The organism is Blautia sp. OF03-15BH, from assembly GCF_003463065.1.
Classification (GTDB): Bacteria; Bacillota; Clostridia; order Lachnospirales; family Lachnospiraceae; genus Limivivens.
The window spans coordinates 580,168-602,721 of sequence record NZ_QSCM01000001.1; the positions used below are offsets into that span (position 1 = coordinate 580,168).

Genomic DNA, 22,554 nt, shown 5'->3' on the forward strand with positions numbered 1-22,554 from the left:
TCAGTTCTCCGAATTTTTCACAAGAGCAGCCTTCAGTACCTGATCCATCTGGGATACAAAGCGGATCTCCAGTCCTCTCTTGATCTCTGCAGAGATCTCCGCTACATCCGGCCGGTTTTTCTCAGGCACCAGAACCAGGCGGATGCCTGCATTTTTCGCTGCCAGCAGTTTTTCCTTCAGGCCGCCGATGGGAAGTACTCTTCCCCGAAGGGTGATCTCTCCGGTCATCGCAATATCGGCACGTACCGGAAGCTTCGTGATGGCAGAGGTCATGGCTGTGGCCATTGTGATTCCGGCGGAGGGTCCGTCCTTGGGAACGGCTCCTTCCGGAATGTGGATATGGATATCATTTTCCTTGAAAAAGTTATCCTCAATGCCGTACTCCCGGCTGACCGAACGGATGTAGCTGATCCCTGCCATAGCAGATTCCTTCATCACGTCTCCCAGCTGACCGGTGAGCAGAAGTTCACCTTTTCCGGGCATGATATTGACCTCGATCTCCAGGGTATCACCACCGACGCTGGTCCAGGCCAGACCACGGACGATACCGATATCATCTTCTTCATTCAGACGGTTGACCGTATAACGCTCCTTGCCGAGATAGCTTTTCAGGCCGGTTTCTGTCACACGGATGCTTTCTTTGCCATCCTCCAGAAACTCTCTGGCTGCTTTCCGGCAGATCTCTCCGATCTTCCGCTCCAGATTCCGGACACCGGCCTCTCTGGTATAAGAGGAAATGAGCTTTTTCATTGCTTTGTCCGAAATGGAAAAATCATAGTCGGTAAGACCGTTTTTCTCAATCTGTTTCTCCAAAAGATGCTCTTTTGCAATGTGCAGTTTTTCATTTTCCGTATAACTGGATACTTCAATAAGTTCCATACGATCCAGAAGCGGCCGCGGAATGGTCTGTACATCATTGGCCGTGGCAAGGAAAAGAACCTCAGAAAGATCAATGGGAAGCTCCACATAATGATCCCGGAACTTATTGTTCTGTTCGGAATCCAGAACCTCCAGAAGGGCAGATGAGGTATCCCCCTTGTAATCACTGCTCACCTTGTCGATCTCATCAAGAAGCATCAGCGGATTTTTCACTCCTGCCTGCTTCATGCCATTGACGATACGGCCCGGCATAGCTCCTATGTAGGTTCTTCTGTGACCGCGGATCTCTGCCTCGTCACGGACACCGCCCAGACAGATCCGGACATATTTTTTATTCAGTGCTCTGGCGATCGAACGGGCGATGGACGTTTTACCGGTTCCCGGAGGACCCACCAGACAGATGATCGGGCTGTCACCTTTTTTGGTCAGGGTGCGGACAGCCAGAAATTCCAGGACTCGTTCCTTGACCTTCTCCAGACCGTAATGATCCTCCTCCAGAATCTCTCTGGCGTTGGAAAGATCCATATTGTCCCTGGATTCTTTGTCCCAGGGAAGCTCCAGAAGTGTCTCGATATAACCACGGATCACAGAACTTTCGGCAGAATTGTTTCCGGCATTTTTAAAGCGTTCGATTTCTTTTTCGATGCGCTCTTTTACCTCAGCTGAAGCTTCCAGCTTTTCTGTTTCCGCTTTAAAATGCTCTGCTTCGGCTCCTGTGGTATCTTCTCCCAGTTCCTCACGGATCACTTTCAGCTGCTCCCGGAGAATGTATTCTCTCTGATTTTTGTCAATGCGGGCTTTGACCTTCTCCTGGATCTCCGTCTTAATGTTCATGACCTGGATCTCATTTTCCAGAAGAACAGAAAGCTGCTCAAAACGCTCGGTCAGATCCACTGCTTCCAGAAGCTTCTGTTTTTCCTCATAAAACACAGGAATGTTCACAGCGATCTGATCCACCATTTTCTGAAGATCGGTCTGTTCCATGATCTGAAGCGCCGTTTCCCGGCTGATCTTACTGTTCGCCTGACAATAATCCTGAAAAATGGTCCGCAGAGTCTGAACCATAGCCTCCTGGTTTTTCTCATCAGGAAGTGCCAGTTCTTCTTCCGAAAAAGTGGCGGCATCTGCCACAAGACAGCCGTCCGCCACATCCAGATCCATCACTTCCACCCGTTCCAGACCTTCCGCAAGCACACGGAAAATATTCTGTGGCAGCTTCATGATCTGCTTTACGGTCACCAGGGTACCGATCTTATAAAGATCTTTCATTCCCGGATCCTGTGTTTCCGGAGATTTCTGGGTCAAAACTACCAGCCTCTGGTCACGGAGCATGGCAGCTTCCACCGCTTTGACTGATTTCTCCCGGCTGATGTCAAAATGTGTGATCATGGAAGGCAGGATCGTCATTCCACGAAGAGCTACAACCGGTATGTTTTTGATCAGTTCACTCATGCAGTTTCCTCAATCTCTTTATCTTTTTTGCTTTTTTTCGTTTTTGTGGAAGGCAGCTTGCTGTCATCGCTGTACATCAGCACCGGTTCGCCGCTTCCGTCAATCACATCCTTCGTGATCAGACAACTCTCTACATTCTCATCGGAAGGCAGCGTGTACATGATATCCAGCATGGCCTTTTCCATAATGGCACGGAGGCCTCTGGCTCCTGTCTTTCGCTCAAGCGTCTTATCTGCCACTTCCTCAACCGCATCATCTGCAAAGGAAAGCTCCACGCCATCCATCTCAAAAAGCTTCTGATACTGCTTGATGATGGAGTTTTTCGGCTCTTTCAGGATACGGATCAGTGCATCCCGATCCAGCTGATCCAGAGAAACCACCATCGGCACACGGCCGATGATCTCAGGGATCATTCCGAATTTTACGAAATCCTGCGGAAGGACCTGGCGCAGGATCTCACCTACGTTATGACCTCTCTTATCGTTGATCGCAGAATTAAAACCGATCTCCTTCTGATCCAGACGTGCCTCGATGACCTTTTCCATACCCTCAAAAGCTCCGCCGCAGATGAAAAGGATATTGGTGGTATCGATCTGAAGAAGCTCCTGATGCGGATGCTTTCTTCCACCCTGTGGCGGCACGGAAGCTACTGTACCTTCCAGGATCTTCAGCAATGCCTGCTGTACGCCCTCACCGGACACATCACGCGTGATGGATGCGTTTTCTGATTTTCTCGTGATCTTGTCAAACTCATCGATATAAACGATTCCGTACTCGGCCCGCTTGATATCATAGTCTGCAGCCTGGATCAGCTTCAGGAGGATATTCTCCACATCCTCACCCACATATCCGGCTTCCGTCAGAGTGGTCGCATCTGCAATGGCAAAGGGTACATTCAGCATTTTTGCCAGGGTCTGAGCCAGCAGAGTCTTACCTGAACCGGTAGGTCCCAGCATCAGGATGTTACTCTTCTGCAGCTCCACCCCGTCCACACGTTTGCCAACGGTGATTCTTTTATAATGATTATAAACAGCCACAGCCAGGGCTTTTTTTGCTTCCTCCTGACCAATGACATAATCATCCAGAAAAGCAGTGATCTCCTTGGGCTTCATCAGATTGATGCCGCTCTGTTTCTCATCCTGCTCATAATATTCATCCAGTTCTTCATCCATGATCTCTGCGCAGATCTCAATACACTCGTCGCAGATATAGACGCCTTCCGGACCGGCGATGAGTTTTCTCACCTGATCCTCTGATTTATTACAAAAAGAACATCTTACTTTGTTATGTTCTCCATATTTTCCTGCCATAGAATTTCCACCTCATACCTACTGTTAAGCAGTTTTCTTCAAAACTTATCAACGAACATGAGGGGATGTTGCTGAACGTAACATCCCCTCACGCTTATCTTTTAGTGATTTGTGATAACACTGTCGATGAGACCGTATGCTTTGGCCTCTTCTGCACTCATGTAGTTATCACGCTCGGTATCCACCTCGATGACGCTAAGCGGCTGGCCGGTATTGGCTGCCAGATGCTCATTCAGCCTTTTCCTTGTGGCGATGATGTGATCAGATACGATCTTGATATCTGTCGCCTGCCCCTGCGCTCCGCCTGAGGGCTGGTGAATCATGATCTCTGCATTGGGCAGAGCAAACCGTTTGCCCTTGGTGCCGCCTGCCAGGAGAAATGCTCCCATGCTGGCTGCCATACCAAGGCAGATGGTTGACACGTCGCATTTGATATAACGCATCGTGTCATAAATTGCCAGTCCTGCTGAAACAGAGCCGCCAGGACTGTTGATATACAAATGAATATCCTTTCCAGGATCCTCCGCTTCCAGGAACAGAAGCTGGGCAACGATCAGGTTGGCACTGACGTCCGTAACCTCCTCGCCCAGGAAAATGATTCTGTCCTTCAGAAGTCTGGAATAAATGTCGTAGCTTCTCTCGCCGCGGCTGGTCTGTTCAATGACATAAGGTACTAAGCTCATTTCGAAGAATCTCCTTTCCGGGAACTTCCGCAGGCAGATGTCTCTTACGCCTCTTTTGCAGCGTCTGCGATCAGATCTGCAGCAGCCTGTACAGCCAGGTCTTTCTTCATCTGATCTTTCTCGGACTCGCCGATCAGGTCTTTCAGCTTCTCGACTTCCATCTTGTAAGCCTCAGCCATCTTTGCGATCTCCTCATCTACCTTCTCATCGGAAATTTCGATGTTTTCTGCTTTTGCTACAGCCTCAAGAACCAGGCTGTTCTGAATACGTTTCAGAGCTTCCGGTTTCATCTGGTCATGCATTTTCTTTACATCCATGCCGGTGAACTGGAAGTACTGCTCCAGGGAAAGACCCTGAGACTGCATTCTTCTTGCGAAGTCCTCCATCATGCTCTGAACCTGGGTGTCGATCATGGCATCCGGGATCTCCATGGTGGCATTCTCTACTGCTTTCTCGATTGCCTGAGCCTCTTTCTTTGCTCTTGCTGCTTTCTCTTTCTTCTCGGTCAGTTTCTTCTTGATATCCTCTTTGTACTCAGCAAGGGTCTCAAACTCGGAAACTTCGCTTGCAAACTCGTCATCTGCTTCCGGAAGCTCTTTTACAGAGATTGCATTTACTTTGCATTTGAATACGGCTTCTTTTCCTGCAAGGCTCTTCTCATGATAGTCCTCCGGGAAAGTAACGGTAACGTCTTTCTCCTCACCAATCTTGGTGCCGATCAGCTGATCCTCAAAGCCCGGGATGAAGCTTCCGGAACCGATGGTCAGAGTATAGTTCTCAGCTTTGCCGCCCTCGAAAGGAACACCGTCTACGGAACCGTCAAAGTCAAGCTTGATGATGTCTCCGTTCTCAACTGCTCTGTCATCTACATCGATGGTTCTGGAGTTGTTCTCTCTCTCCTTGTCAACCTCTTTGTTGATGTCTTCCTCAGTTACCTCAACATCGCTCTTCTCAACCTCTACGCCTTTGTACTCGCCAAGGGTAACTTCCGGTTTTACAGCAACTTCTGCGGTAAAGATGAAGGGTTTTCCAGCTTCGATCTGAGTCACATTGATCTCCGGACGGGAAACGATCTCAAGATCGCAGTCCTTCAGAGCCTCTGCATATGCAGTCGGGATCAGATCGTTGGCAGCATCTTCATAGAAAACGCCTGTGCCATACATTTTCTCGATCAGTTTACGCGGTGCTTTACCTTTACGGAAGCCCGGGATATTGATTTTTCCTCTGGCTTTCAGATATACTTTCTGAATTGCTTTTTCAAAGTCCTCGGCAGAAGCCTCGATGGTCAGCTTCGCCATGTTTTTTTCCAGTTTTTCAACCTGTAAACTCATGGTGTGTTTTTCCTCCTAAGTTTCTATGTTTTTCGCAGTCCCGGGCAATCCGCCCAAGCCATACGGCCAGGTCTGCATGATTATGGGGTTCCGCACCTGCGGTTTTCCCCCTGCTCTGTGCCATGGTGCTGATTTGACAGACTTCTCCATACTTACAGTCATTTTAATACTATAGCACAAGTGAAAAGAAAAAGCCACTCTTTTTTTCAAAAAATGGGCTGCTCCGCTCCAAAACCGGGCAGTTCATATCTGTCAGAGAATCCGGAATCCTGTACCTTTTGCCGGAGAACGGCATAAAGTTCCGCCTCCGTTGCAGACATGTAAGGATTTACCCAGAAAATCCCTGCCAGGCCACAGGTGCAGGCGGAAAGGATGAACCAGGGGATAAAGGAAAGATTCAGAACAAACATGTCCATCTTTTCATTCATGGTCATCTCCCGGCTCAGTTCAAAGACCCGTGACATGGAAAGTCCCGGATTTTCAGCCAGAATATAGGGGATCATCTTATATTCATAGGATTTTACAATGCCCGGGATCACAAAAAGAAGTCCCCAGAGAAAGATCTTCACATTCATCACGAACATGATCAGCACGACATTCCAGAACTCTTTCTGGCGGAAAGCATAAAACACTTCCCCTATGCCGCTACTCGTTTCCCTGGCCTGCATGAAGAAACGGCTGGAGCCCACCTGGATGGGATTGCCAACTAAAACACCAAAGGCAAAACCAAAAAGCACCATGGTCACGCCAATGCCAAGGATCACCACGCCAAAGCCCATACCTGCGATCCGTGCCAGAATATTCTGCGGCTGTCTTGCATTTTCAAAGATCAGATCCGTCGCAGAGCCTACCATATTTCCACCGTTGTCCTGGATGCTGTTATACGTAGTTTCCTGAACCTGGCCTCTGCCGGAACTGCCGCCGGAAAAGCTTCCTGTAAGGATACCTGTGATCAGAGCCACCACAACCGCCGACCAGAAGCAGCCCCGAAGAACATTTTTGGCCCGTTCTTTTAAATCGATCCGGTTCCACATTGCCTTCATCGTATTCCCTCCTTATGCCTGATAAACAATACTCTTTGCGATCCTCTCTGCCGTTTCTTTTCCACTCAGTTCTTCTATGAGACGGAGTGCAAACGGAATGGCGGTTCCAAGACCTCTGGAAGTCGTGATGTTTCCATCTGTCACGACAGGCTCTGCTGTCACTTCCGCACCGGTCAGGCCTTCCTCCATTCCCGGATAGCAGATGGCCTTTCTTCCATTTAATAAACCGAGTTTTCCAAAAACAGTAGGTGCCGCACAGATGGCTGCGATACGACCGTTTTCTTCTGCCGCCTTCAGGAGAAGCTCCCTAAGTTTTTCACAGTCTCCCAGATGCAGGGTTCCCGGCATGCCGCCCGGAAGCACCAGCAGATCTTCAACGGTCGGATGTACGTCACCGATCAGCGTATCTGCCACCACAGGGATCCTGTGAGAACCGATGATCTCTTCTCTTCCCATGACAGAAACGGTGATCGTCTCGATCTCTGCCCTTCTTAAAAGATCTACTACGGTAAGACCTTCAATCTCTTCGAATCCGTCTGCCAGAAATACGTATGCTTTACTCATATTTTTCCTCCTTGTCCGGAAGACTTACGGCTTTTTCTGTCTTTATTCTCAGAAAAACCTTAAATCTTCTCCAATGTCCCTGTCTATCGTTGTCACCGCTTATCTTAGCAAATCTCTGCCTGCGATACAAGTGATTTACAAGATTTTTCATTTATGGTAAACTTCCTCGTAAAAGGAGGTTTGTCTATGGAAATCGAACGCAAATACCTGATCCGCGAACTACCGGAACATCTGGAGCGCTATACTTACCATGAAATCGAGCAGGCGTATCTTTGTACCGCTCCGGTGGTCCGCATCCGCCGTCAGGACGACCGCTATATCCTGACCTATAAATCCAGTGGCATGATGGCTCATGAGGAATACAATCTGCCCCTTACACAGGAAGCCTACGAACACCTGAAAACCAAAGCCGACGGCAATGTCATCACCAAACGGCGCTATCTCATTCCTCTGGATGACATTCTTACCATTGAACTGGATCTTTTCTCCGGAGCCTTTGAAGGCATGATCCTGGCAGAAGTGGAATTTCCCACGGAAGAAGCTGCCAATACCTTCACTCCGCCCGACTGGTTCACGGAAGATGTCACCTTTAAAAAAGAATACCACAACAGTTACTTAAGTTCTGTTGACCTGTCAAAAAAAGGATGAGCCCCAGGCTCATCCTTTTTTATACTCCAGTATATTCTTTAAAATCACTTCGGAATCCTGTCCGGACATTCCACTGGCTTTTTCCTTCCGGAATTCTCTTTCGATACGATCCGCCTTCCACTGCTCCCACTTTCTGCAGCAGCCTGCCAGAAAACGCACCGGTCTTCTGGGACTGTCCCCGTATTTCATTCCAAAATTAAAAACAGATGCTTTCATTCTCTTTCCCTCCTGAAACAGACAGGCAGATGCCTGTTTTAAAACCACAGTTAATATACCACGTTTATTATACCATTTTCAGCTAGTATTTTGCAACATTTTGTTGCATCGTTCTTATTTTTGTTTCATTTTGTTACACGCCGTTTTTTAACGCGGCAGACATTGTTATAATGAAAAATACGATTTCAGAGGAAAAATATTACGCCTTACCCTCTGTTTTTCGCTCTATTTTTTCAAAGATAAACGACTGTAACCGGGAGGCTTTCATGAACAATCAGATCCTGTTTGAAAGACTGCGTGATCTTCGTGAACGAAATCATTACACGCAGGCCTTTGTCAGCTCAAAACTGAATATCGGCCGGGCAACCTATTCCAACTATGAGCGCGGCAAACGTACGCCTTCCCTGGATGTGATCATGGACCTTGCACATTTCTATGATGTCCCTTTCACCTATTTTCTCAATACGGAGAATCTGGAAGAGATTGCGGTCTCAAAAGAGCCACTCGTTCTTCCGCTCACTTCACCGGAGCAGAAACTGATGGATACCTACCGTTCTCTGCCCCAGGATCGCAGGGAACAGCTTCTTTCATTCGCTGTTTTTCTCCAAAATCAACCCTGATTTTCTCTCTTTTTTTCTATTATAACTCTTTTTCCTTATTTTGCAAATCATTTTTATGCTATTATATAATTGATATTTGTTCCATTTTTATTTTCCAGATACTACACTTATGATAGTATGATGCTGCCAGGGGCAAAAAGTCAAAAAGCCGTTCATGCTTGCATGATAAGGCTTTTGAACTTGGAACCCACCAAACATAAAAAAGCAGCGATTTACGCAGTAAATCAGCGGATTTTGAATGTTTGGCAAATTGCGGGAGCTGCTTTGCAGCGGAGCAATTCGTAAGCATCCGTGGAGGCAAAAGACCTTTTGCCCCCAACATCATAGTATTACTCTGCGAGAAGCCGCAGCTTCATGCGCCTCTTTGCAGGATATGAATTTCCAAAACAGAAAGGCGGACAACACATGAAAAGTGACAAACGAAAACAGCAGTACAAGCAGCTTGGTCTTGCAGTTGCTTATTACCGTAAAATGCATGGTCTGACACAGCTTCAGCTGGCAGAGGAATGCGATCTCAGCCGTACCCACATCAGCAATCTGGAAGCTCCGAATATGCCCACCAGCATTTCTCTGGAAGCCCTTTTTGACATCGCTGATGTACTGGAAGTTCCCATCAAATGTTTCTTTGATTTTCCGGATGCCTCCGGCAAATAAATCTGTATTCAAAAGTCCCCCGGTCTGGCACCGGGGATTTTTTATTTCCCCACATCCTTACTATTTTCTTAACTATCTGGACAAGAGCCCCTTCAGATGATATGATTGAGCCGATTGGAGGCGAATGCTTATGATAAGAACCTTATTGAAACCATTATCCTTCCTTCCTGCACTGATGCTGATGTATATGATCTATTCTTTTTCCGCACAGCCCGGAGAGGTTTCTTCGGAGATGAGCTATAAAGTCAGTTACAAGCTCGTCCAGACCGCAGACTATGTCTTTGACGGAGGTCATGAAGACTGGCAGCTTTCCCAGTGGGCGGGCAAGATCAATTTTATTACCCGAAAGCTTGCTCATATGACAGAATATTTTCTTCTGGCGATAGCAGTTTCTTTTCCCCTCTATGTATATGGCCTTCACGGTTTTCTTCTGATGCTGACTGCCGGGATCATCTGTGTGGGCTTTGCCTGTGGAGACGAATATCATCAATCCTTCATATCCGGCCGTTCGCCGGCGGTAAAGGACGTCTGTATCGACAGTTTCGGCGTTTTCTGGGGGATCATCCTGGTACGGATCATCGGCTGGACCGGCAGGAAGACGATTTTCCGACCCCGCCCTGAGAAAAAACACTTTAAAAGGAAGAACGCCGCAGCCTGTGCATACGAATATAAGCAGGGACCCGACTGGGAGGAAGCACCGGTAAGACCGAAGAAAAAGCGATTCGGCAGGAAAACGAAACATACCGGTGAACCGCAGGGTGGCTATCCTTCCGAAAATGACTACGGGCCGCAGGACAACTACTATGATCCGGAGAACAGTTTCCGCCCACAGGATGATTATTGCAACCCGGACCAGGGCAGCCATTACGGACCGCGGAATGGTTATTACAACCCGGGCAACAACTACGGACCGCAGAACGGCTATTGCGACCCGGACAACAGCTACGGACCACAGAATGGCTATTACGACCCGGACAACAACTGCGAGCCGCAGAATGGCTATTACGACCCGGACAACAACTTCGGACCACAAAATAATCCTGCTCCCGGTTACGGTCCGGAAGCTCCCGTAAAGAAAAAGAAAAAAGAAAAAGACTGGATTTTTGACGATTTCGTCTGATCCAGCCCGGATCCCGGCTTTTCAAAGCCGGGTTTTTTTCATTTTTTCATACAGATATCCAGAAATTTCTGTAAAAGACTGGTCGGCTGCTTTCCCTTTTTCCAGATCAGAAGAATCTTGGTCTCAAGCGACGACTCCACCAGTGTTTCCACATGAAGTCCCTCACAGAAACAGCGCATGGACTCCGGAAAGACTGCGACTGCCAGCCCCTCTCTCACCCAGAGCATAGCTCCCCTGGCATCATCACAGAGACAGAAAATGTCCGGATCCAGCCCCTGGGCCGCAAACGCTTCCAGAATAAATTTTTCGTATCTTCGATAAAGGATCAGCGGACTGTCCATAAGATCCATAAGATAAAGTCCACCCTCCCGTTCCAGCCGCATTTCTGTGGGGATCACAGCGATCATCGGTTCCTGATGAAGCTCTGTATACTCCACTCCATCCAGTCTTAACGGCGTGCGCACCACCGCCACATCCACGATCCCATCCATAAGATAATGATATAAAGTATATGTGATCCCATCGTGCACTTCAAAGTTTACATCCGGATTTTTCCGGGCAAACTCTGAAATGAAAGGCATCATCGTACCCACAGTGGTCGGCGTCATCCCGATCCGGAGTACCTGTTTTTTTCCGGTCTCCGCCACCTCCTGTTTGGTTGAATTCACAAAATTCAGCAGGTTTTCCGCCCTTTCATATAAAAGCTTCCCTGCTTCCGTCAACGTCACTCCCGTCCTGTTCCGTTCAAAAAGCGTCACATTCAGTTCTGCCTCCAGTTGCTTCATCTGATAGCTCAATGGCGGCTGTGACATATTGAGCCGTCTGGCTGCCTCATTGATGCTGCCGGTAGTGGCAATCTCCCGAAAGTATTCCAGCTGCCTGATCTCCATAAATGCCTCCGAGTTTGTTATATATTTTTTGTATTAAAATAGTTTAAAAACAATATTACTCCTATTACATTCTACAAGACTATAATGAATAAGTCAAAGCGGAAAAAATATTTATATGGAGGGAAAAACATGCGCTCACTTGCGTGCTATCTGAAAGAATATAAAAAGGAAAGTATTCTTGCACCGTTTTTCAAGTTTCTGGAAGTCGTGTTTGACCTGATCGTCCCCCTTGTCATTGCCCAGATCATCGATGTGGGAGTGGCTCAGAACGATCATGGCTACATCGTCCAGAGATTTTTTATTCTGATCCTTATGGCAGCTGCCGGTCTTACCTGCAGCTTTACTGCCCAGTATTTTGCAGCGAAAGCCAGCGTCGGCTTCGCCGCCAATCTCCGTCAGGCGGTCTTTGACCACATCCAGCGCCTCTCTTTTACCGAGCTGGATACCCTGGGAACGGATACGCTCATCACCCGTCTCACCGATGACGTGAATCAGGTCCAGAACGGCGTAAATATGGGTCTTCGCCTTCTTCTTCGAAGCCCCTTTATCGTTCTCGGCTCTATGGTCATGGCTTTCACAATCAACGTCCGTTGTGCATTGATCTTCGTGATCGCGATCCCCATTCTCTTCCTGGTGGCCTTCGTTATCATGTACGTCAGCATCCCGCTCTTTAAAAAAGTGCAGGGCCGGCTGGATGCGGTCACCAGACTGACCCGTGAGAATCTTACCGGTATCCGTGTCATCCGCGCCTTCTGCCGGGAAAAAGAGTCTGTTGAAGAATTTGATGCCCGCAACCGGGATCTCACAAAGCTGAATGAGTTTGTCGGAAGGATCTCCGCTTTCCTGAATCCGGCAACCTATGTTCTCATCAACATTGCTACCGTCTTCCTGATCCAGAAAGCCGGCGTAGAAGTAAACCTTGGAAACATGCAGCAGGGTGAAGTGGTCGCTCTTTACAACTATATGGCCCAGATGATCGTTGAACTCATCAAACTGGCTTCTCTTATCATCACTCTGAACAAATCCGCTGCCTGTGCCGAGCGTGTGGCCGGCATCTTAAAAGTCCGTTCCAGTATGGAATATCAGGAAAAAGCGGTTTCCGTCAGAAGAAACAGCCCCGCAGTCACTTTTGAAAACGTGACCTTCTGCTACCAGAACAGCAAGGCTCCCAGCCTTTCCAATATCAGCTTTTCTGTAAATCCCGGTCAGACGGTCGGCATCATCGGAGGTACCGGAAGCGGAAAATCCACTCTGGTAAATCTGATCACCCGCTTCTATGATGCTTCCGAAGGAAAGGTTCTGGTAGACGGTGTGGATGTCCGGAAATATCCCAGAGGTGTACTCCGCAGCAAGATCGGCGTGGTTCCCCAGAAGGCAGCCCTTTTCCAGGGAAGCATCCGTGCCAACATGAAATGGGGCCGTGACGACGCCACGGATCAAGAGATCTGGGAGGCGCTTACCATTGCCCAGGCAAAAGAAATCGTTGAGAAGAAAGACGGTCAGCTGGATTTCCATCTGGAGCAGAACGGCCGGAACCTCTCCGGCGGTCAGAGACAGCGTCTCACCATTGCGCGGGCTCTGGTGAAAAAGCCGGAGTTCCTGATCCTGGATGACAGTGCCAGTGCCCTGGATTTTGCCACCGATGCCGCTCTTCGGAAAGCGCTCCACGATCTTAGCGGCCGCGTGACCACCTTCCTGGTTTCCCAGCGTGCCGCCAGCATCCGTCAGGCTGATCTGATCCTGGTCCTGGATGACGGTCTTCTGGCAGGAAAGGGAACACATGAAGAACTGATGCAGTCCTGCGAGACCTACCGCGAGATCTTCTTTTCTCAGTTTCCTGAAGAACGCAAAAACGATAAGGAGGCAGCCAAATGAGTAACAGCAAAAAGAAAAAAATGCCGAAAAGCAGTATGGAGACCTTCTTTAAAGTCCTTCGTATGATCGGGAATTACCGTTTTCTTCTGATCCTGAGTATCGTCCTGGCCGCAGTCACCGTTGTGCTGCAGCTCTATGTGCCGATTCTGTTCGGAAATGCCATCGATGAAGTGATCGGTGCCCATGCCGTTGATTTTGAGCGGATGTGGTATTATCTCTCCCGGATCCTGGTCATGGTCATCGTTTCTTCCGTTTCTACCTGGATCATGAGCATCATCAATAACCGGATGACCTACCGTACCGTACAGGACATCCGTGCCAAAGCGATCCGTCACATCCAGGAACTGCCGCTTGCCTACCTGGATCAGCACAGCACCGGAGACATCATCAGCCGTGTCATTGCCGACACCGATATCCTTTCCGATGGTCTTCTCCTTGGCTTTACCCAGCTGTTTTCCGGTATCGTAACCATCGTCGGAACCCTGATCTTCATGTTTTCCAAAAACGTCTGGATCACGCTGATGGTCATCGTCCTGACACCCTTAAGCTTTTTCGTGGCAAAATTTATTTCCAGCCACTCCTTCCAGATGTTCCGGAAACAGAGTGAGACCCGTGGAAAACAAACCGCCCTCATTGAAGAAATGATCGGAAACCAGAAAGTGGTACAGGCCTTCGGCTACGAGGAAAAGGCTTCTGAACGCTTTGCAAAAATCAATGAAGACCTGAAAAACTATAGCCAGAAAGCCGTTTTCTACAGCAGTCTGACAAACCCGTCCACCCGCTTTGTCAACAATGTCATTTACGCAGGTGTGGCACTGGTAGGTGCATTTATGATCCCCGGCGGTTTTCTGAGCGTCGGCGGTCTTTCCGTACTGCTCTCTTATGCAAACCAGTATATGAAGCCTTTCAATGATATCAGTTCAGTCATTACCGAGCTCCAGAATGCCCTGGCCTGTGCCGGCCGGATCTTTGAACTTCTGGAGGAACCTTCTGAAACTCCGGAAGTCTCCAGCGAGCTCGGCAAAGCAGCCGGAGACGTACACATTGAAGATGTGTCCTTCTCCTATGACAAGTCGAAAAAACTCATCGAGCATTTCAATTTCCAGGCAAAACCCGGTATGCGTGTCGCCATCGTAGGACCGACCGGTTGTGGAAAAACAACCTTTATCAACCTGCTCATGCGTTTCTATGATACCGATCAGGGCGATATCCTGGTAGACGGCCAGCCGATCAAACAGGTAACGCGTCATTCTCTTCGAAGCAATTACGGGATGGTCCTTCAGGACACCTGGATCAAAGCCGGCACTGTCCGTGAGAACATCTGCATCGGAAAACCGGACGCTACCGACGAGGAGATCAAAGAAGCAGCAAAACGTTCCCACAGCTGGGAGTTTATCCGTCGTCTCCCGGACGGACTTGATACGGTTCTTACGGAAGACAGCTTAAGCCAGGGACAGAAACAGCTGCTCTGTATCACGCGTGTTATGCTCTGCCTGCCGCCCATGCTGATCCTGGATGAAGCAACCTCCAGCATCGATACCCGTACCGAGCTGCAGATCCAGGAGGCCTTTGACCAGCTCATGCAGGGCCGTACCAGCTTCATCGTTGCCCATCGTCTTTCTACCATCCGCAATGCAGACTGGATCCTCGTCATGAAAGACGGGCGGATCATCGAACAGGGAACTCACGATGATCTGATGAAAGAGAACGGTTTTTACAATCATCTCTACAACAGTCAGTTCGTCAACGTGGCTCAGTAATCATACTTTCAGAAAATCCAAAACAGGCGCAAGATCTGCTGCCTGCCAAAAAGAAATCCACCATGCATATGCGCGGTGGATTTCTTTTTTTACTTATAATCATGGATCCTACCAGAGATAATTCTTCCCGTCCTGATAGAATGCCTCCATTGCAAAACGGACCTGTGCTGTTTTTGTCATCGGATCCTCCATTCCAACGGAAAGACGATACTCGTTTATCTTTAATTTTCCCGGAGCTTTCAGTTCCAGCCAGGTATCTGTCACGATTTCCATGTCCGGAAGCAGTGATGAGATCTTGATCTTGATTTCTTGCTTTTCTATTATTTTTCCCGTACTGTCTTCCAGATACAGATAAGCCGGCCAGTCTTTATAAAAAGGAGCCACTCCCGAATTTTTCCAGACCAGTCTCACAAGCGAGCCTTTTCCTTTCTTTTTTATCTCTGCACTGGAGATCCAGATCCTGTAACCCATATTTTTCAGAACTTCCCGGTATCCTTCCGGGTACTCCAGCGGAGGAACCTTCGGACCCAGAAAGGTGGTATGCGCTTCCCGGATCAGCTCTACTGTCCGTTCCAGATCTGTCACAAGCATTTCTTCCATTTCAAGAGAACTGGTAAATTCACCTCCGGAAGGTGCCGTTTTCCAGAAATCTTTCATTGCAGCAAGCGCATTTTTTTCTCCAGTCTGCTCATATTCGCCGCCCCGTTCTATCCAGCCAAACCAGGTCTTCGTATCTTTTTCATGACCGGTCATATCATTATACAGTCCAAAACCATAGGTTTTCGCCGCTGCAAAGGGCCTTCTCATCAGAAACATGGCATCAGGAAAGGCTTCCATCCATGGACGGATATACGCTTCCCGGATTTTTTCTCCCGGCAGTCTTGCAATTCCTTCTTCATAATTCACATGCCACTCGCCCCAGTGCCCAAGGCTTCCCAGTTCGATATAGCTGATCATTCCATCCTGCCCAAAATGCTCTCCAAGCGCTTTTACCGCCTTTGCATGACTGTCGATAATCGTCTGGTCCCTGTAATCCGGAGCAAATCCTTTTCCATATTCGCCGTCATACCATTGTCCTGCTTCTCCGCTTTTTTCATACAGCCACTGCGGAATATCCATATGGGCTTCCGTTCCCGGAAGATCACAGAGAAATCTCAGAACCAGGTGTTTTCCTTCTTTTTTCCACCTTGCGATCTGATTTTCCTCTTCGATCGCTGTCCAGGCATAGATCCCTTCCTCCGGTTCCAGTTCAGCCCAGGTGATATCTACATACAAAAGAGAAACATCCTCTGCGACTTCTTCATGCCATGCATTTTTCGCATATCCCATCAGCGGATTCCCGAATACCGCCTGCGATTCCCGATATTCTTTTACAAATTTTCTTCTCTCTGCTCCAAACATTCCAGCTCCCGCTGCCAATATTGCTGCCCCGATAACGGCTGTCAGCAGCAAAACTGCTTTTTTAGCCATGATATTCTCCGTTATACTGGATCAGCGTAACATCTTCGACCTGCTCGATCGCCCGTATCTTTTCCATAAAATCCATATCCGTCTGTTTGCAGAAAAGCTCGACTGCCATTTCCGTTTTCTCCTTACGCATGGTCTTGGATTTTATAAAATATTTTCTTTTTCCGAAGCACCGGATGATCTCGTCTCCCGCTTCGTCTCCGGTATAATGGAGTACTGCTATATAAATCCTGCCGTTCTGCTGCTTATGATAAAACAATACGATCATCAGGATCATCACCGCCGCTGCCAGAAGTGCCAGAACATACATCTCCGCCCCTGCAGTGATCCCCGTTGTGATCGCCCAGAAAAGGTACAGAAGGTCCATCGGATCCTTGACCGCAGTACGGAAACGCACGATCGACAAGGCACCGACCATACCAAGAGAGATCACCACATTCGTACTGATCGCCAGTGTTACCATACAGGTCAGGACCGTCATTCCTACCAGTGTCACCGCAAAAGTCCTGGAATAAATAACTCCCGCATAAAATTTCTTATAGACCAGAAAGATCAAAATTCCCAGTAACAGTGCCGCGATCAAAGCTGCAAAAACTGCCGGAATATCATACCGGCCAAATGCTCCCGATTCCAGTACTGATTTTTTAATCACATCTTTTACGCTCATAATCATTTCCTCTCTTCTGTTTCATACCAATATTCAAACCCGTTTTTATATCTCGTCTTCTCATAACAGAGCACATATTTGGAAACAGCTGTAAATTCAGCCGCCTGCGGAGGCAGGATCTCTTTCACGATCTGCGGAAGCAGCTCGGTAAACTTTACTTCCATGATCAGTTTTCCCGGTTCCAGCACCGGCAGCGTCGGCAGGGTCGGGTCAAACATATCAAAACTGCCGATCGCAGCTCTTACATCCGAATCAAACGTGATCCGGACGGTTCCCTCATCCAGGATCCACGGCTCCCTGTCATAATCCACGATCGTGCGCGGCCGCATCAGACTGCTGACACACTCCACATAGAATTCCCTGCAGAGAGGGTAGGGACTTTTCAACAGAAATCCATAGTCTCCATCCAGGATTTTCCAGACTTCTTCTTTTGTAAGAGGGGCACTTTCTTTGTAAATAAAGCTTCCGAATTTTTTCTTCCGTTCCAGTCTGATCGACCGTTCGCTACAATCATAGATCCGGATACGGTATTTTTTTCGCATCAGAACTCCCGCTTCTTTTTCTTCAAAGGCACTATTCCAGTAATCGTCAAAATAAAGACTCCTGATCATGTAGCTGCCTGTTCCCGCATGAGGATCCAGTTTCAGAAAGTGCTTCATCCGCAGCTTCAGCAGTTCCTTTTCACTGGTACTGATAAGATATTTCCATTCATTCCGAAAACATTCTTTTTTTCTATTCTCCATAAAGATCTTCCTCAACCCGACCATCCTGCGTAATGTAGAAACACCTCATTCCATAATTTTTTCCGGAATCCGTTACATAATAATCGAAAGCATCCTGCGTATAGCCGGAGCTGTTTTCCGCCTGCACTCTCACAAAATACTGTCCGGCCTCCGGAAGATCCAGTTCTGCTTCCGGTAGAAGCTGTCTCTCTGAACGGTAAATGACATCACGAAACAGATAATCCCTGGCAACCTCTACGGTATACGTGATATCCTCCGCATCAAAATCATAGGAAATATCCCAGTTGACCTTCAGCTTCTGCCCTGTGATCACTGGTTTTCCAATATAAAACGGCATAGGCTTTTTCAGGCTCTCCAGATAAAGCTGATAATTGTTCTCCACTTCTCCCGGAATTTCGGAAGCAATCTCATCATACGCATCCTCTGTAAGCGGTTCATTCATCTGATCCGGCATGGAATACGCATAAGGCTTTACCACCGCCTGATAACGTCCGATCATTGTGCGAAGTCTGTCCTCACTCAGATACGTTTTCAGATCCAGGATTGCCTCATCTAATTCTTCCCGGAAAGTTTCCGACTGCAGACAACGCTGAAACAGTATATTTCCCCAGTAATTGCTGACGCCAGACTCCCAGCTTCCCTGATCGGAAAACTGCCTTTTGACATACTCGCTTCTCATAAATGCCCCGTCATTATCCCAGCAGATAAAGTACCAGGTATCCGAATTCAAAGGACTGTACAGATAGGTGTTTCGATTCTGCGTGTCAACATTTCCTGTCAGGATCTGAAAGGCCATCCAGTAAGTCAGGTTTTCTTTGTCAAAATATTGCTCCAGAACGGTACTGACAGGCTTGGAATAATCATTTACTGCCTCCAGCATCCGGATCAGTTTTCTGTGATCGGAGCTTCCTTTGATCTCCAGCCGTTCCTCAAATGCCCTCTGGTCATATCCTGCCTCGTCCTCCTTTTTGATCACATCCTCATACCGGTAAAATTCAAAAGAATTGACCTTATATAACTGTCCGTTGAAATCCAGTCCATGGGCTTTCATTCCTGTTTTATTCAGTTGCTCCACCTGCGTATAAAGTCCATAATCAGAGAAACCTCCATTCTCCCCTTCTGTCTCATCTTTGACATACAAATGTACAAACTGTGTTCGCAAACTGAGAAGTTCCGGGATCCCTTTCAGCAAGTCATAGGCCAGTTTGTTCCGGAAACGCATTCCTTCTCCCATATGTTTGTTCAGGTTGATCGTCCGCTGCCCTCTCCAGGTCCCTTTATTTTTCTTCAGTTCAATCTTGTAATTCTTCTGTGCATAGCGGCTGGAAGTCTGTCCACGAATCTGCACCGTTGCATTAGGTACCTTTTCCCCATAACCGACTTCTCCCGCTTCCGGTCCGTTTTCATCTCCTACCTGTAAAAGCCCGGCCACCTGATAACGTTCCACTCCCATTTCTTCATAATCAGATACAGAATAGCTGTTAATCTCACTCCAGGAATGATCCGTATTCTCCGAGGAATTTCCTCTGGAAACCGTCAGATACATGGTCACTACACTGGTGTCATCATCGTTCTCATATAAGGTATCTTTATCCCTGAGATGAATCTCGTTGATCTCAGGTTTTTCTTCTTTTTCCACTCCAGAGTTTTCGCTTTCCACTTCTGTTGATTGTTCTCCGGTCTTCTGCATGGTCGTAGACATGCAGCCTCCGCACAAGACAGCTGCAAGAAGTACTGCCAGGATCCCTGCTGCTTTCTTATATCTTTTCATGCTCCTGTCTCCCTTCCAGTTTTTTATTCAGAAAATATCCAAGCCTGGTAAACACCCCTGTTTTATCCTCTGCCACCACCGGCTGTACACTCAGTATATAATACGGAAGTTTCCTGGTATACGCATCCAGCCTGATCACAGCCAGAAGAAAAAAGATCCCACAGCCAATGAGAAAGCCAAACCCATAATATACCTTCGGAAAAAAAAGAGAAAAAAACGTAAACACAGACGTTCCTGCTGCAAAGATTCCGGACAACCACAACGCCCCCTGATAATCCGTAAAATACAGCAGAAGCAGCAGCATCGTGTTTGCTACAGCATAAAGCCCATAACCAACGCAGAGCGTCCGAAAATACCCTTCCATGAGATCATTAAAGCCAAGTGGAAGCGCATTCAGCAGAAATCCTCCCACAGAAATTGCAAGTGCTGTCGTTAAGAGCTGTTTTAATGCCGTGTATTTCAGTTCCATATTTAGTACCTTCTGCATTTCTTTTCCTGCCTGCTGAATATCACCGATCGCTCCTTTATCATTGAAGAGACTATAATAGTTACGGTATTTGGGATAAAAATTAACCTCCACAGAAACAACAAAGTTCACCGTTGTGATCAGGATCGTGAGAAAGGCAGCCAGTGCCGGTACATCATGATAAGGGGCTCCGACAAAAAGCCCCTGCACCTTCACCTGCAGCGGTCCTGCCCACATAATAACCAGATGTGAAAACAGTCCGATATGGAGAAAAAGCCCGGTAAAAGCCAACGGAAGAAACTGATCCACCCATTTCAGAAAGAAAAATGCACTGCCGTTTCCCTGCGGAAAATACTGGTACAACAGTGCTGTATCCCAGAGCATCATGACTCCGTATCCAATAAAGACAGCGATCAGTAAAGCTTCCACATGGGGAATTTTCAAAAAAAGCAGAAACCAGCCGACCAGAAAGGTCACCACAATGGCGGCTACAAATGCCAGAAGAATCCCTCTGTAATCCTTGATCGCTGTCAAATAGCTCATGGCATTCCAGGTAAGGATCAATTCTCCGAAAAGCCCCAGACACAGAAAACCATCCAGCAGTCCTGCTCCTGAAAAAGCAAGAAAAATCCCATAAAGAATTCCTCCAACGATCAGCATAAGAGCGGAAGAGCCCCAGAAAGAAGGCAGTATCGTTTCATAATTTTCTTCATACAGCTGATCTGCTATAAATCTCGTTACCACCATGGAAAGAAAGCTGGTGACTGTCAGCGAAGACAGAAGCGTATAGGTGATCATACACACCAAAAGCTCTCTGCTGTGTTCGGAGCCCCCGGTCAGGCTGCAGAGAAACAGAACGCCAAGAAGCAGCACGATTCCAAGCAGCATCGGTCCGGTACAGACGATTCCTGCATATCCGTAAGCCCGGACGCTTGCAAACAAGCCACGCCTGTTAAAAAGCTTCTTCAGTTCAAATCCGATCCCAGCCATTTTTCTCTTCCACCTCCTTGTACACGCTCCGGTAATTCTCAATCATTTTTTCCTGTCTGTAATAGAGCCGTGCCCGGTTCTGTCCGTTTTTTCCCATCCGTCTGCGTCGCACCTCGGAAGCACACATTTTTTCCATTGCGTCTGCCAGTCCTTCTCTGTACATAGGCGGCACATAATAACCTGCCCGACCGCAGCAATCCTCTTCATTTCCTTCCAACAGTTCTTTACAGCAGCCAACATCTGTTGTCACACAGGGCCGCCTTGCTGCAAAAGACTCCAGCACAGACAAAGGCTGGCCTTCCGATATACTCGTCAGAATCGTAAAATCCAGTTTTTCCATATATTTTACGATATCTACACGTCCGGTAAAAATGAGGTTTTTTAACTGTAGCTGCTCTACAAGTGCATAACACTCTTCCGCATATTCTTCATCATCGACGCCTCCCAGAATATGAAGGCGCACCTTTTCTACTCTCGCCGCCAGTTCAAAAAATGCATAAATCATAGTTTTGATATCCTTGATCGGTGCCAGTCTCACAACTGCACCGATATCCACCCAGCCATCCGGCTTCTTCAAAGGGATCTCTGCCAATCGCTCGTAATTGATCCCATTGGCGATCACCCGGCATTTTTCCGGAGCACAGCCCATCTGTATCTGTGTTTTCATTGCATTTGTGAAAAGACTGGTTACGCGGAATGCTCTTTGATAAATCATATCTGACAACATATAAAAAAAGGAGATCCATTGTTTCTTGAAAGACGGAACCACCCATTTTGCACGGATGATCTCTTCCTCCCGTTCACGGGTATAAATCCCATGTTCCGTAAGAAGGACATCCCGGTTGTTGACATATCCTCCAAGGCAGGCCAGAAGACCTCCATATCCGGTACAGATTGCATGATACACATCCGCCTGCGGCACTTTTGTTCCCATCAGATAGAGCACCGGCAAAAGCATGGAACGCATGGTATGAAAGGCATCCGCAAAGGCAATGTACGGATACTGTTCCTCACAGCACTCTGTCAGAATCTCAAGAAACTCTTCACTTTTCAGAAATGCCATCGGATTGAGTTCTTTATCATGATACAGACGGAAGAGAACTTCCCAGTCCGGTCTGCCGCAAAGCATCAATTCTTTGAGACTTTCCTTTTCCTCTTCTGAAAAAATGTGTCTCATTTTTTTCTTATCCTTCACCTTAAGTGCATCATCCAGAAAGACCTCATGAACCTCTTTGACCTGAGGCGGAAGCTCATAGACAAATTTCCCTCTGCTTTCCGCTTTGGCTCCAATCACCCAGAGCACAAATTCATGCTCTTTCATTTGATTAATATACTGGTGCATCCATGTGGAAACACCGCCAAACACATAGGGATAGCATCCCTCTAAAATCAGACAGATCTTCAC

The 22,554-nt window shown here is 47.7% G+C and carries 21 protein-coding genes; 6 read left to right on the forward strand and 15 right to left on the reverse strand.

The window, feature by feature from the left end; translation table 11 throughout:
* From lon to DXA57_RS17165, 7 genes are all read right to left on the reverse strand, one after another.
* Positions 1-2,331 (reverse strand): endopeptidase La, encoded by a 2,331-nt coding sequence (gene lon / locus DXA57_RS02545; RefSeq protein WP_117764324.1) that lies wholly within the window; start codon positions 2,329-2,331, stop codon positions 1-3.
* The gene (clpX, locus tag DXA57_RS02550) at positions 2,328-3,641 is read right to left on the reverse strand and encodes an ATP-dependent Clp protease ATP-binding subunit ClpX (protein WP_117764325.1); all 1,314 of its coding nucleotides are present in this window, start codon (positions 3,639-3,641) and stop codon (positions 2,328-2,330) included. Before clpX ends, lon begins: the two co-directional genes overlap by 4 nt.
* A gap of 101 nt (positions 3,642-3,742) precedes the next feature.
* Entirely contained in the window at positions 3,743-4,324 is a 582-nt protein-coding gene (gene clpP / locus DXA57_RS02555; RefSeq protein WP_117764326.1) for an ATP-dependent Clp endopeptidase proteolytic subunit ClpP, read from the reverse strand.
* A gap of 44 nt (positions 4,325-4,368) precedes the next feature.
* Positions 4,369-5,655, reverse strand: a complete 1,287-nt coding sequence (gene tig / locus DXA57_RS02560) for a trigger factor (protein WP_117764327.1) — start codon at positions 5,653-5,655, stop codon at positions 4,369-4,371.
* 206 nt (positions 5,656-5,861) lie between these two features.
* Positions 5,862-6,698: a DUF975 family protein gene (locus DXA57_RS02565; RefSeq protein ID WP_117764328.1), complete on the reverse strand. Its 837-nt coding sequence runs from the start codon at positions 6,696-6,698 to the stop codon at positions 5,862-5,864.
* A 12-nt stretch (positions 6,699-6,710) separates the two neighbouring features.
* The gene (locus tag DXA57_RS02570; protein WP_117764329.1) at positions 6,711-7,262 is read right to left on the reverse strand and encodes a DJ-1 family glyoxalase III; all 552 of its coding nucleotides are present in this window, start codon (positions 7,260-7,262) and stop codon (positions 6,711-6,713) included.
* A complete protein-coding gene (locus DXA57_RS17165; protein ID WP_158571217.1) occupies positions 7,255-7,413 on the reverse strand; it encodes a hypothetical protein in 159 nt (52 codons plus the stop codon). Before DXA57_RS17165 ends, DXA57_RS02570 begins: the two co-directional genes overlap by 8 nt.
* Before the next feature lie 35 nt (positions 7,414-7,448).
* Between DXA57_RS17165 and DXA57_RS02575 the strand changes: the two genes are divergently transcribed.
* Positions 7,449-7,910, forward strand: coding sequence for a CYTH domain-containing protein (locus DXA57_RS02575; RefSeq protein ID WP_117764330.1), 462 nt, complete (start codon positions 7,449-7,451; stop codon positions 7,908-7,910).
* 9 nt (positions 7,911-7,919) lie between these two features.
* Here the strand turns inward: DXA57_RS02575 and DXA57_RS02580 are convergent, their stop codons facing one another.
* The gene (locus DXA57_RS02580; RefSeq protein WP_117764331.1) at positions 7,920-8,126 is read right to left on the reverse strand and encodes a hypothetical protein; all 207 of its coding nucleotides are present in this window, start codon (positions 8,124-8,126) and stop codon (positions 7,920-7,922) included.
* A 266-nt stretch (positions 8,127-8,392) separates the two neighbouring features.
* On the opposite strand from DXA57_RS02580, the gene DXA57_RS02585 reads away from it, so the two are divergent.
* The 3 genes from DXA57_RS02585 (at position 8,393) to DXA57_RS17675 (ending at position 10,520) form a co-directional block, all read left to right on the forward strand.
* On the forward strand, positions 8,393-8,746 hold the full coding sequence (locus DXA57_RS02585; RefSeq protein ID WP_158571218.1) for a helix-turn-helix domain-containing protein: 354 nt from the start codon (positions 8,393-8,395) through the stop codon (positions 8,744-8,746).
* A gap of 405 nt (positions 8,747-9,151) precedes the next feature.
* Complete coding sequence (locus DXA57_RS02590; protein WP_117764407.1) at positions 9,152-9,400, forward strand: helix-turn-helix domain-containing protein; 249 nt, start codon at positions 9,152-9,154, stop codon at positions 9,398-9,400.
* A 130-nt stretch (positions 9,401-9,530) separates the two neighbouring features.
* Entirely contained in the window at positions 9,531-10,520 is a 990-nt protein-coding gene (locus DXA57_RS17675; protein WP_330423176.1) for a VanZ family protein, read from the forward strand.
* A 38-nt stretch (positions 10,521-10,558) separates the two neighbouring features.
* Here DXA57_RS17675 and DXA57_RS02600 read toward each other — a convergent pair whose 3' ends face one another.
* A complete protein-coding gene (locus DXA57_RS02600) occupies positions 10,559-11,410 on the reverse strand; it encodes a LysR family transcriptional regulator (protein ID WP_117764334.1) in 852 nt (283 codons plus the stop codon).
* A 129-nt stretch (positions 11,411-11,539) separates the two neighbouring features.
* Between DXA57_RS02600 and DXA57_RS02605 the strand changes: the two genes are divergently transcribed.
* A complete protein-coding gene (locus tag DXA57_RS02605; protein WP_117764335.1) occupies positions 11,540-13,285 on the forward strand; it encodes an ABC transporter ATP-binding protein in 1,746 nt (581 codons plus the stop codon).
* On the forward strand, positions 13,282-15,045 hold the full coding sequence (locus DXA57_RS02610; RefSeq protein WP_243005687.1) for an ABC transporter ATP-binding protein: 1,764 nt from the start codon (positions 13,282-13,284) through the stop codon (positions 15,043-15,045). Before DXA57_RS02605 ends, DXA57_RS02610 begins: the two co-directional genes overlap by 4 nt.
* Before the next feature lie 108 nt (positions 15,046-15,153).
* On the opposite strand, the gene DXA57_RS02615 is transcribed toward DXA57_RS02610, so the two are convergent.
* The 6 genes from DXA57_RS02615 to pelF are packed head-to-tail and all read right to left on the reverse strand — an operon-like array spanning position 15,154 to position 22,554.
* A complete protein-coding gene (locus tag DXA57_RS02615) occupies positions 15,154-16,515 on the reverse strand; it encodes a DUF4832 domain-containing protein (RefSeq protein ID WP_117764336.1) in 1,362 nt (453 codons plus the stop codon).
* Positions 16,508-17,179, reverse strand: coding sequence for a DUF4956 domain-containing protein (locus DXA57_RS02620; protein ID WP_117764337.1), 672 nt, complete (start codon positions 17,177-17,179; stop codon positions 16,508-16,510). The genes DXA57_RS02615 and DXA57_RS02620 overlap by 8 nt, the downstream gene beginning before the upstream one ends.
* 2 nt (positions 17,180-17,181) lie before the next feature.
* Entirely contained in the window at positions 17,182-17,922 is a 741-nt protein-coding gene (locus DXA57_RS02625) for a polyphosphate polymerase domain-containing protein (RefSeq protein WP_117764338.1), read from the reverse strand.
* A complete protein-coding gene (locus DXA57_RS02630; RefSeq protein WP_117764339.1) occupies positions 17,912-19,693 on the reverse strand; it encodes a CotH kinase family protein in 1,782 nt (593 codons plus the stop codon). The genes DXA57_RS02625 and DXA57_RS02630 overlap by 11 nt, the downstream gene beginning before the upstream one ends.
* Positions 19,680-21,149, reverse strand: coding sequence for an exopolysaccharide Pel transporter PelG (gene pelG / locus DXA57_RS02635; protein WP_117764340.1), 1,470 nt, complete (start codon positions 21,147-21,149; stop codon positions 19,680-19,682). Before pelG ends, DXA57_RS02630 begins: the two co-directional genes overlap by 14 nt.
* A complete protein-coding gene (pelF, locus tag DXA57_RS02640; RefSeq protein ID WP_117764341.1) occupies positions 21,130-22,554 on the reverse strand; it encodes a GT4 family glycosyltransferase PelF in 1,425 nt (474 codons plus the stop codon). The genes pelG and pelF overlap by 20 nt, the downstream gene beginning before the upstream one ends.

What these genes read in the sequence shown, in the direction of transcription:
- lon (WP_117764324.1), bottom strand. Translation starts at nt 2,331, where the DNA reads ATGAGTGAACTGATCAAAAACATACCGGTTGTAGCTCTTCGTGGAATG.
- clpX (WP_117764325.1), bottom strand. Translation starts at nt 3,641, where the DNA reads ATGGCAGGAAAATATGGAGAACATAACAAAGTAAGATGTTCTTTTTGT.
- clpP (WP_117764326.1), bottom strand. Translation starts at nt 4,324, where the DNA reads ATGAGCTTAGTACCTTATGTCATTGAACAGACCAGCCGCGGCGAGAGA.
- tig (WP_117764327.1), bottom strand. Translation starts at nt 5,655, where the DNA reads ATGAGTTTACAGGTTGAAAAACTGGAAAAAAACATGGCGAAGCTGACC.
- DXA57_RS02565 (WP_117764328.1), bottom strand. Translation starts at nt 6,698, where the DNA reads ATGAAGGCAATGTGGAACCGGATCGATTTAAAAGAACGGGCCAAAAAT.
- DXA57_RS02570 (WP_117764329.1), bottom strand. Translation starts at nt 7,262, where the DNA reads ATGAGTAAAGCATACGTATTTCTGGCAGACGGATTCGAAGAGATTGAA.
- DXA57_RS17165 (WP_158571217.1), bottom strand. Translation starts at nt 7,413, where the DNA reads ATGAAAAATCTTGTAAATCACTTGTATCGCAGGCAGAGATTTGCTAAG.
- DXA57_RS02575 (WP_117764330.1), top strand. Translation starts at nt 7,449, where the DNA reads ATGGAAATCGAACGCAAATACCTGATCCGCGAACTACCGGAACATCTG.
- DXA57_RS02580 (WP_117764331.1), bottom strand. Translation starts at nt 8,126, where the DNA reads ATGAAAGCATCTGTTTTTAATTTTGGAATGAAATACGGGGACAGTCCC.
- DXA57_RS02585 (WP_158571218.1), top strand. Translation starts at nt 8,393, where the DNA reads ATGAACAATCAGATCCTGTTTGAAAGACTGCGTGATCTTCGTGAACGA.
- DXA57_RS02590 (WP_117764407.1), top strand. Translation starts at nt 9,152, where the DNA reads ATGAAAAGTGACAAACGAAAACAGCAGTACAAGCAGCTTGGTCTTGCA.
- DXA57_RS17675 (WP_330423176.1), top strand. Translation starts at nt 9,531, where the DNA reads ATGATAAGAACCTTATTGAAACCATTATCCTTCCTTCCTGCACTGATG.
- DXA57_RS02600 (WP_117764334.1), bottom strand. Translation starts at nt 11,410, where the DNA reads ATGGAGATCAGGCAGCTGGAATACTTTCGGGAGATTGCCACTACCGGC.
- DXA57_RS02605 (WP_117764335.1), top strand. Translation starts at nt 11,540, where the DNA reads ATGCGCTCACTTGCGTGCTATCTGAAAGAATATAAAAAGGAAAGTATT.
- DXA57_RS02610 (WP_243005687.1), top strand. Translation starts at nt 13,282, where the DNA reads ATGAGTAACAGCAAAAAGAAAAAAATGCCGAAAAGCAGTATGGAGACC.
- DXA57_RS02615 (WP_117764336.1), bottom strand. Translation starts at nt 16,515, where the DNA reads ATGGCTAAAAAAGCAGTTTTGCTGCTGACAGCCGTTATCGGGGCAGCA.
- DXA57_RS02620 (WP_117764337.1), bottom strand. Translation starts at nt 17,179, where the DNA reads ATGAGCGTAAAAGATGTGATTAAAAAATCAGTACTGGAATCGGGAGCA.
- DXA57_RS02625 (WP_117764338.1), bottom strand. Translation starts at nt 17,922, where the DNA reads ATGGAGAATAGAAAAAAAGAATGTTTTCGGAATGAATGGAAATATCTT.
- DXA57_RS02630 (WP_117764339.1), bottom strand. Translation starts at nt 19,693, where the DNA reads ATGAAAAGATATAAGAAAGCAGCAGGGATCCTGGCAGTACTTCTTGCA.
- pelG (WP_117764340.1), bottom strand. Translation starts at nt 21,149, where the DNA reads ATGGCTGGGATCGGATTTGAACTGAAGAAGCTTTTTAACAGGCGTGGC.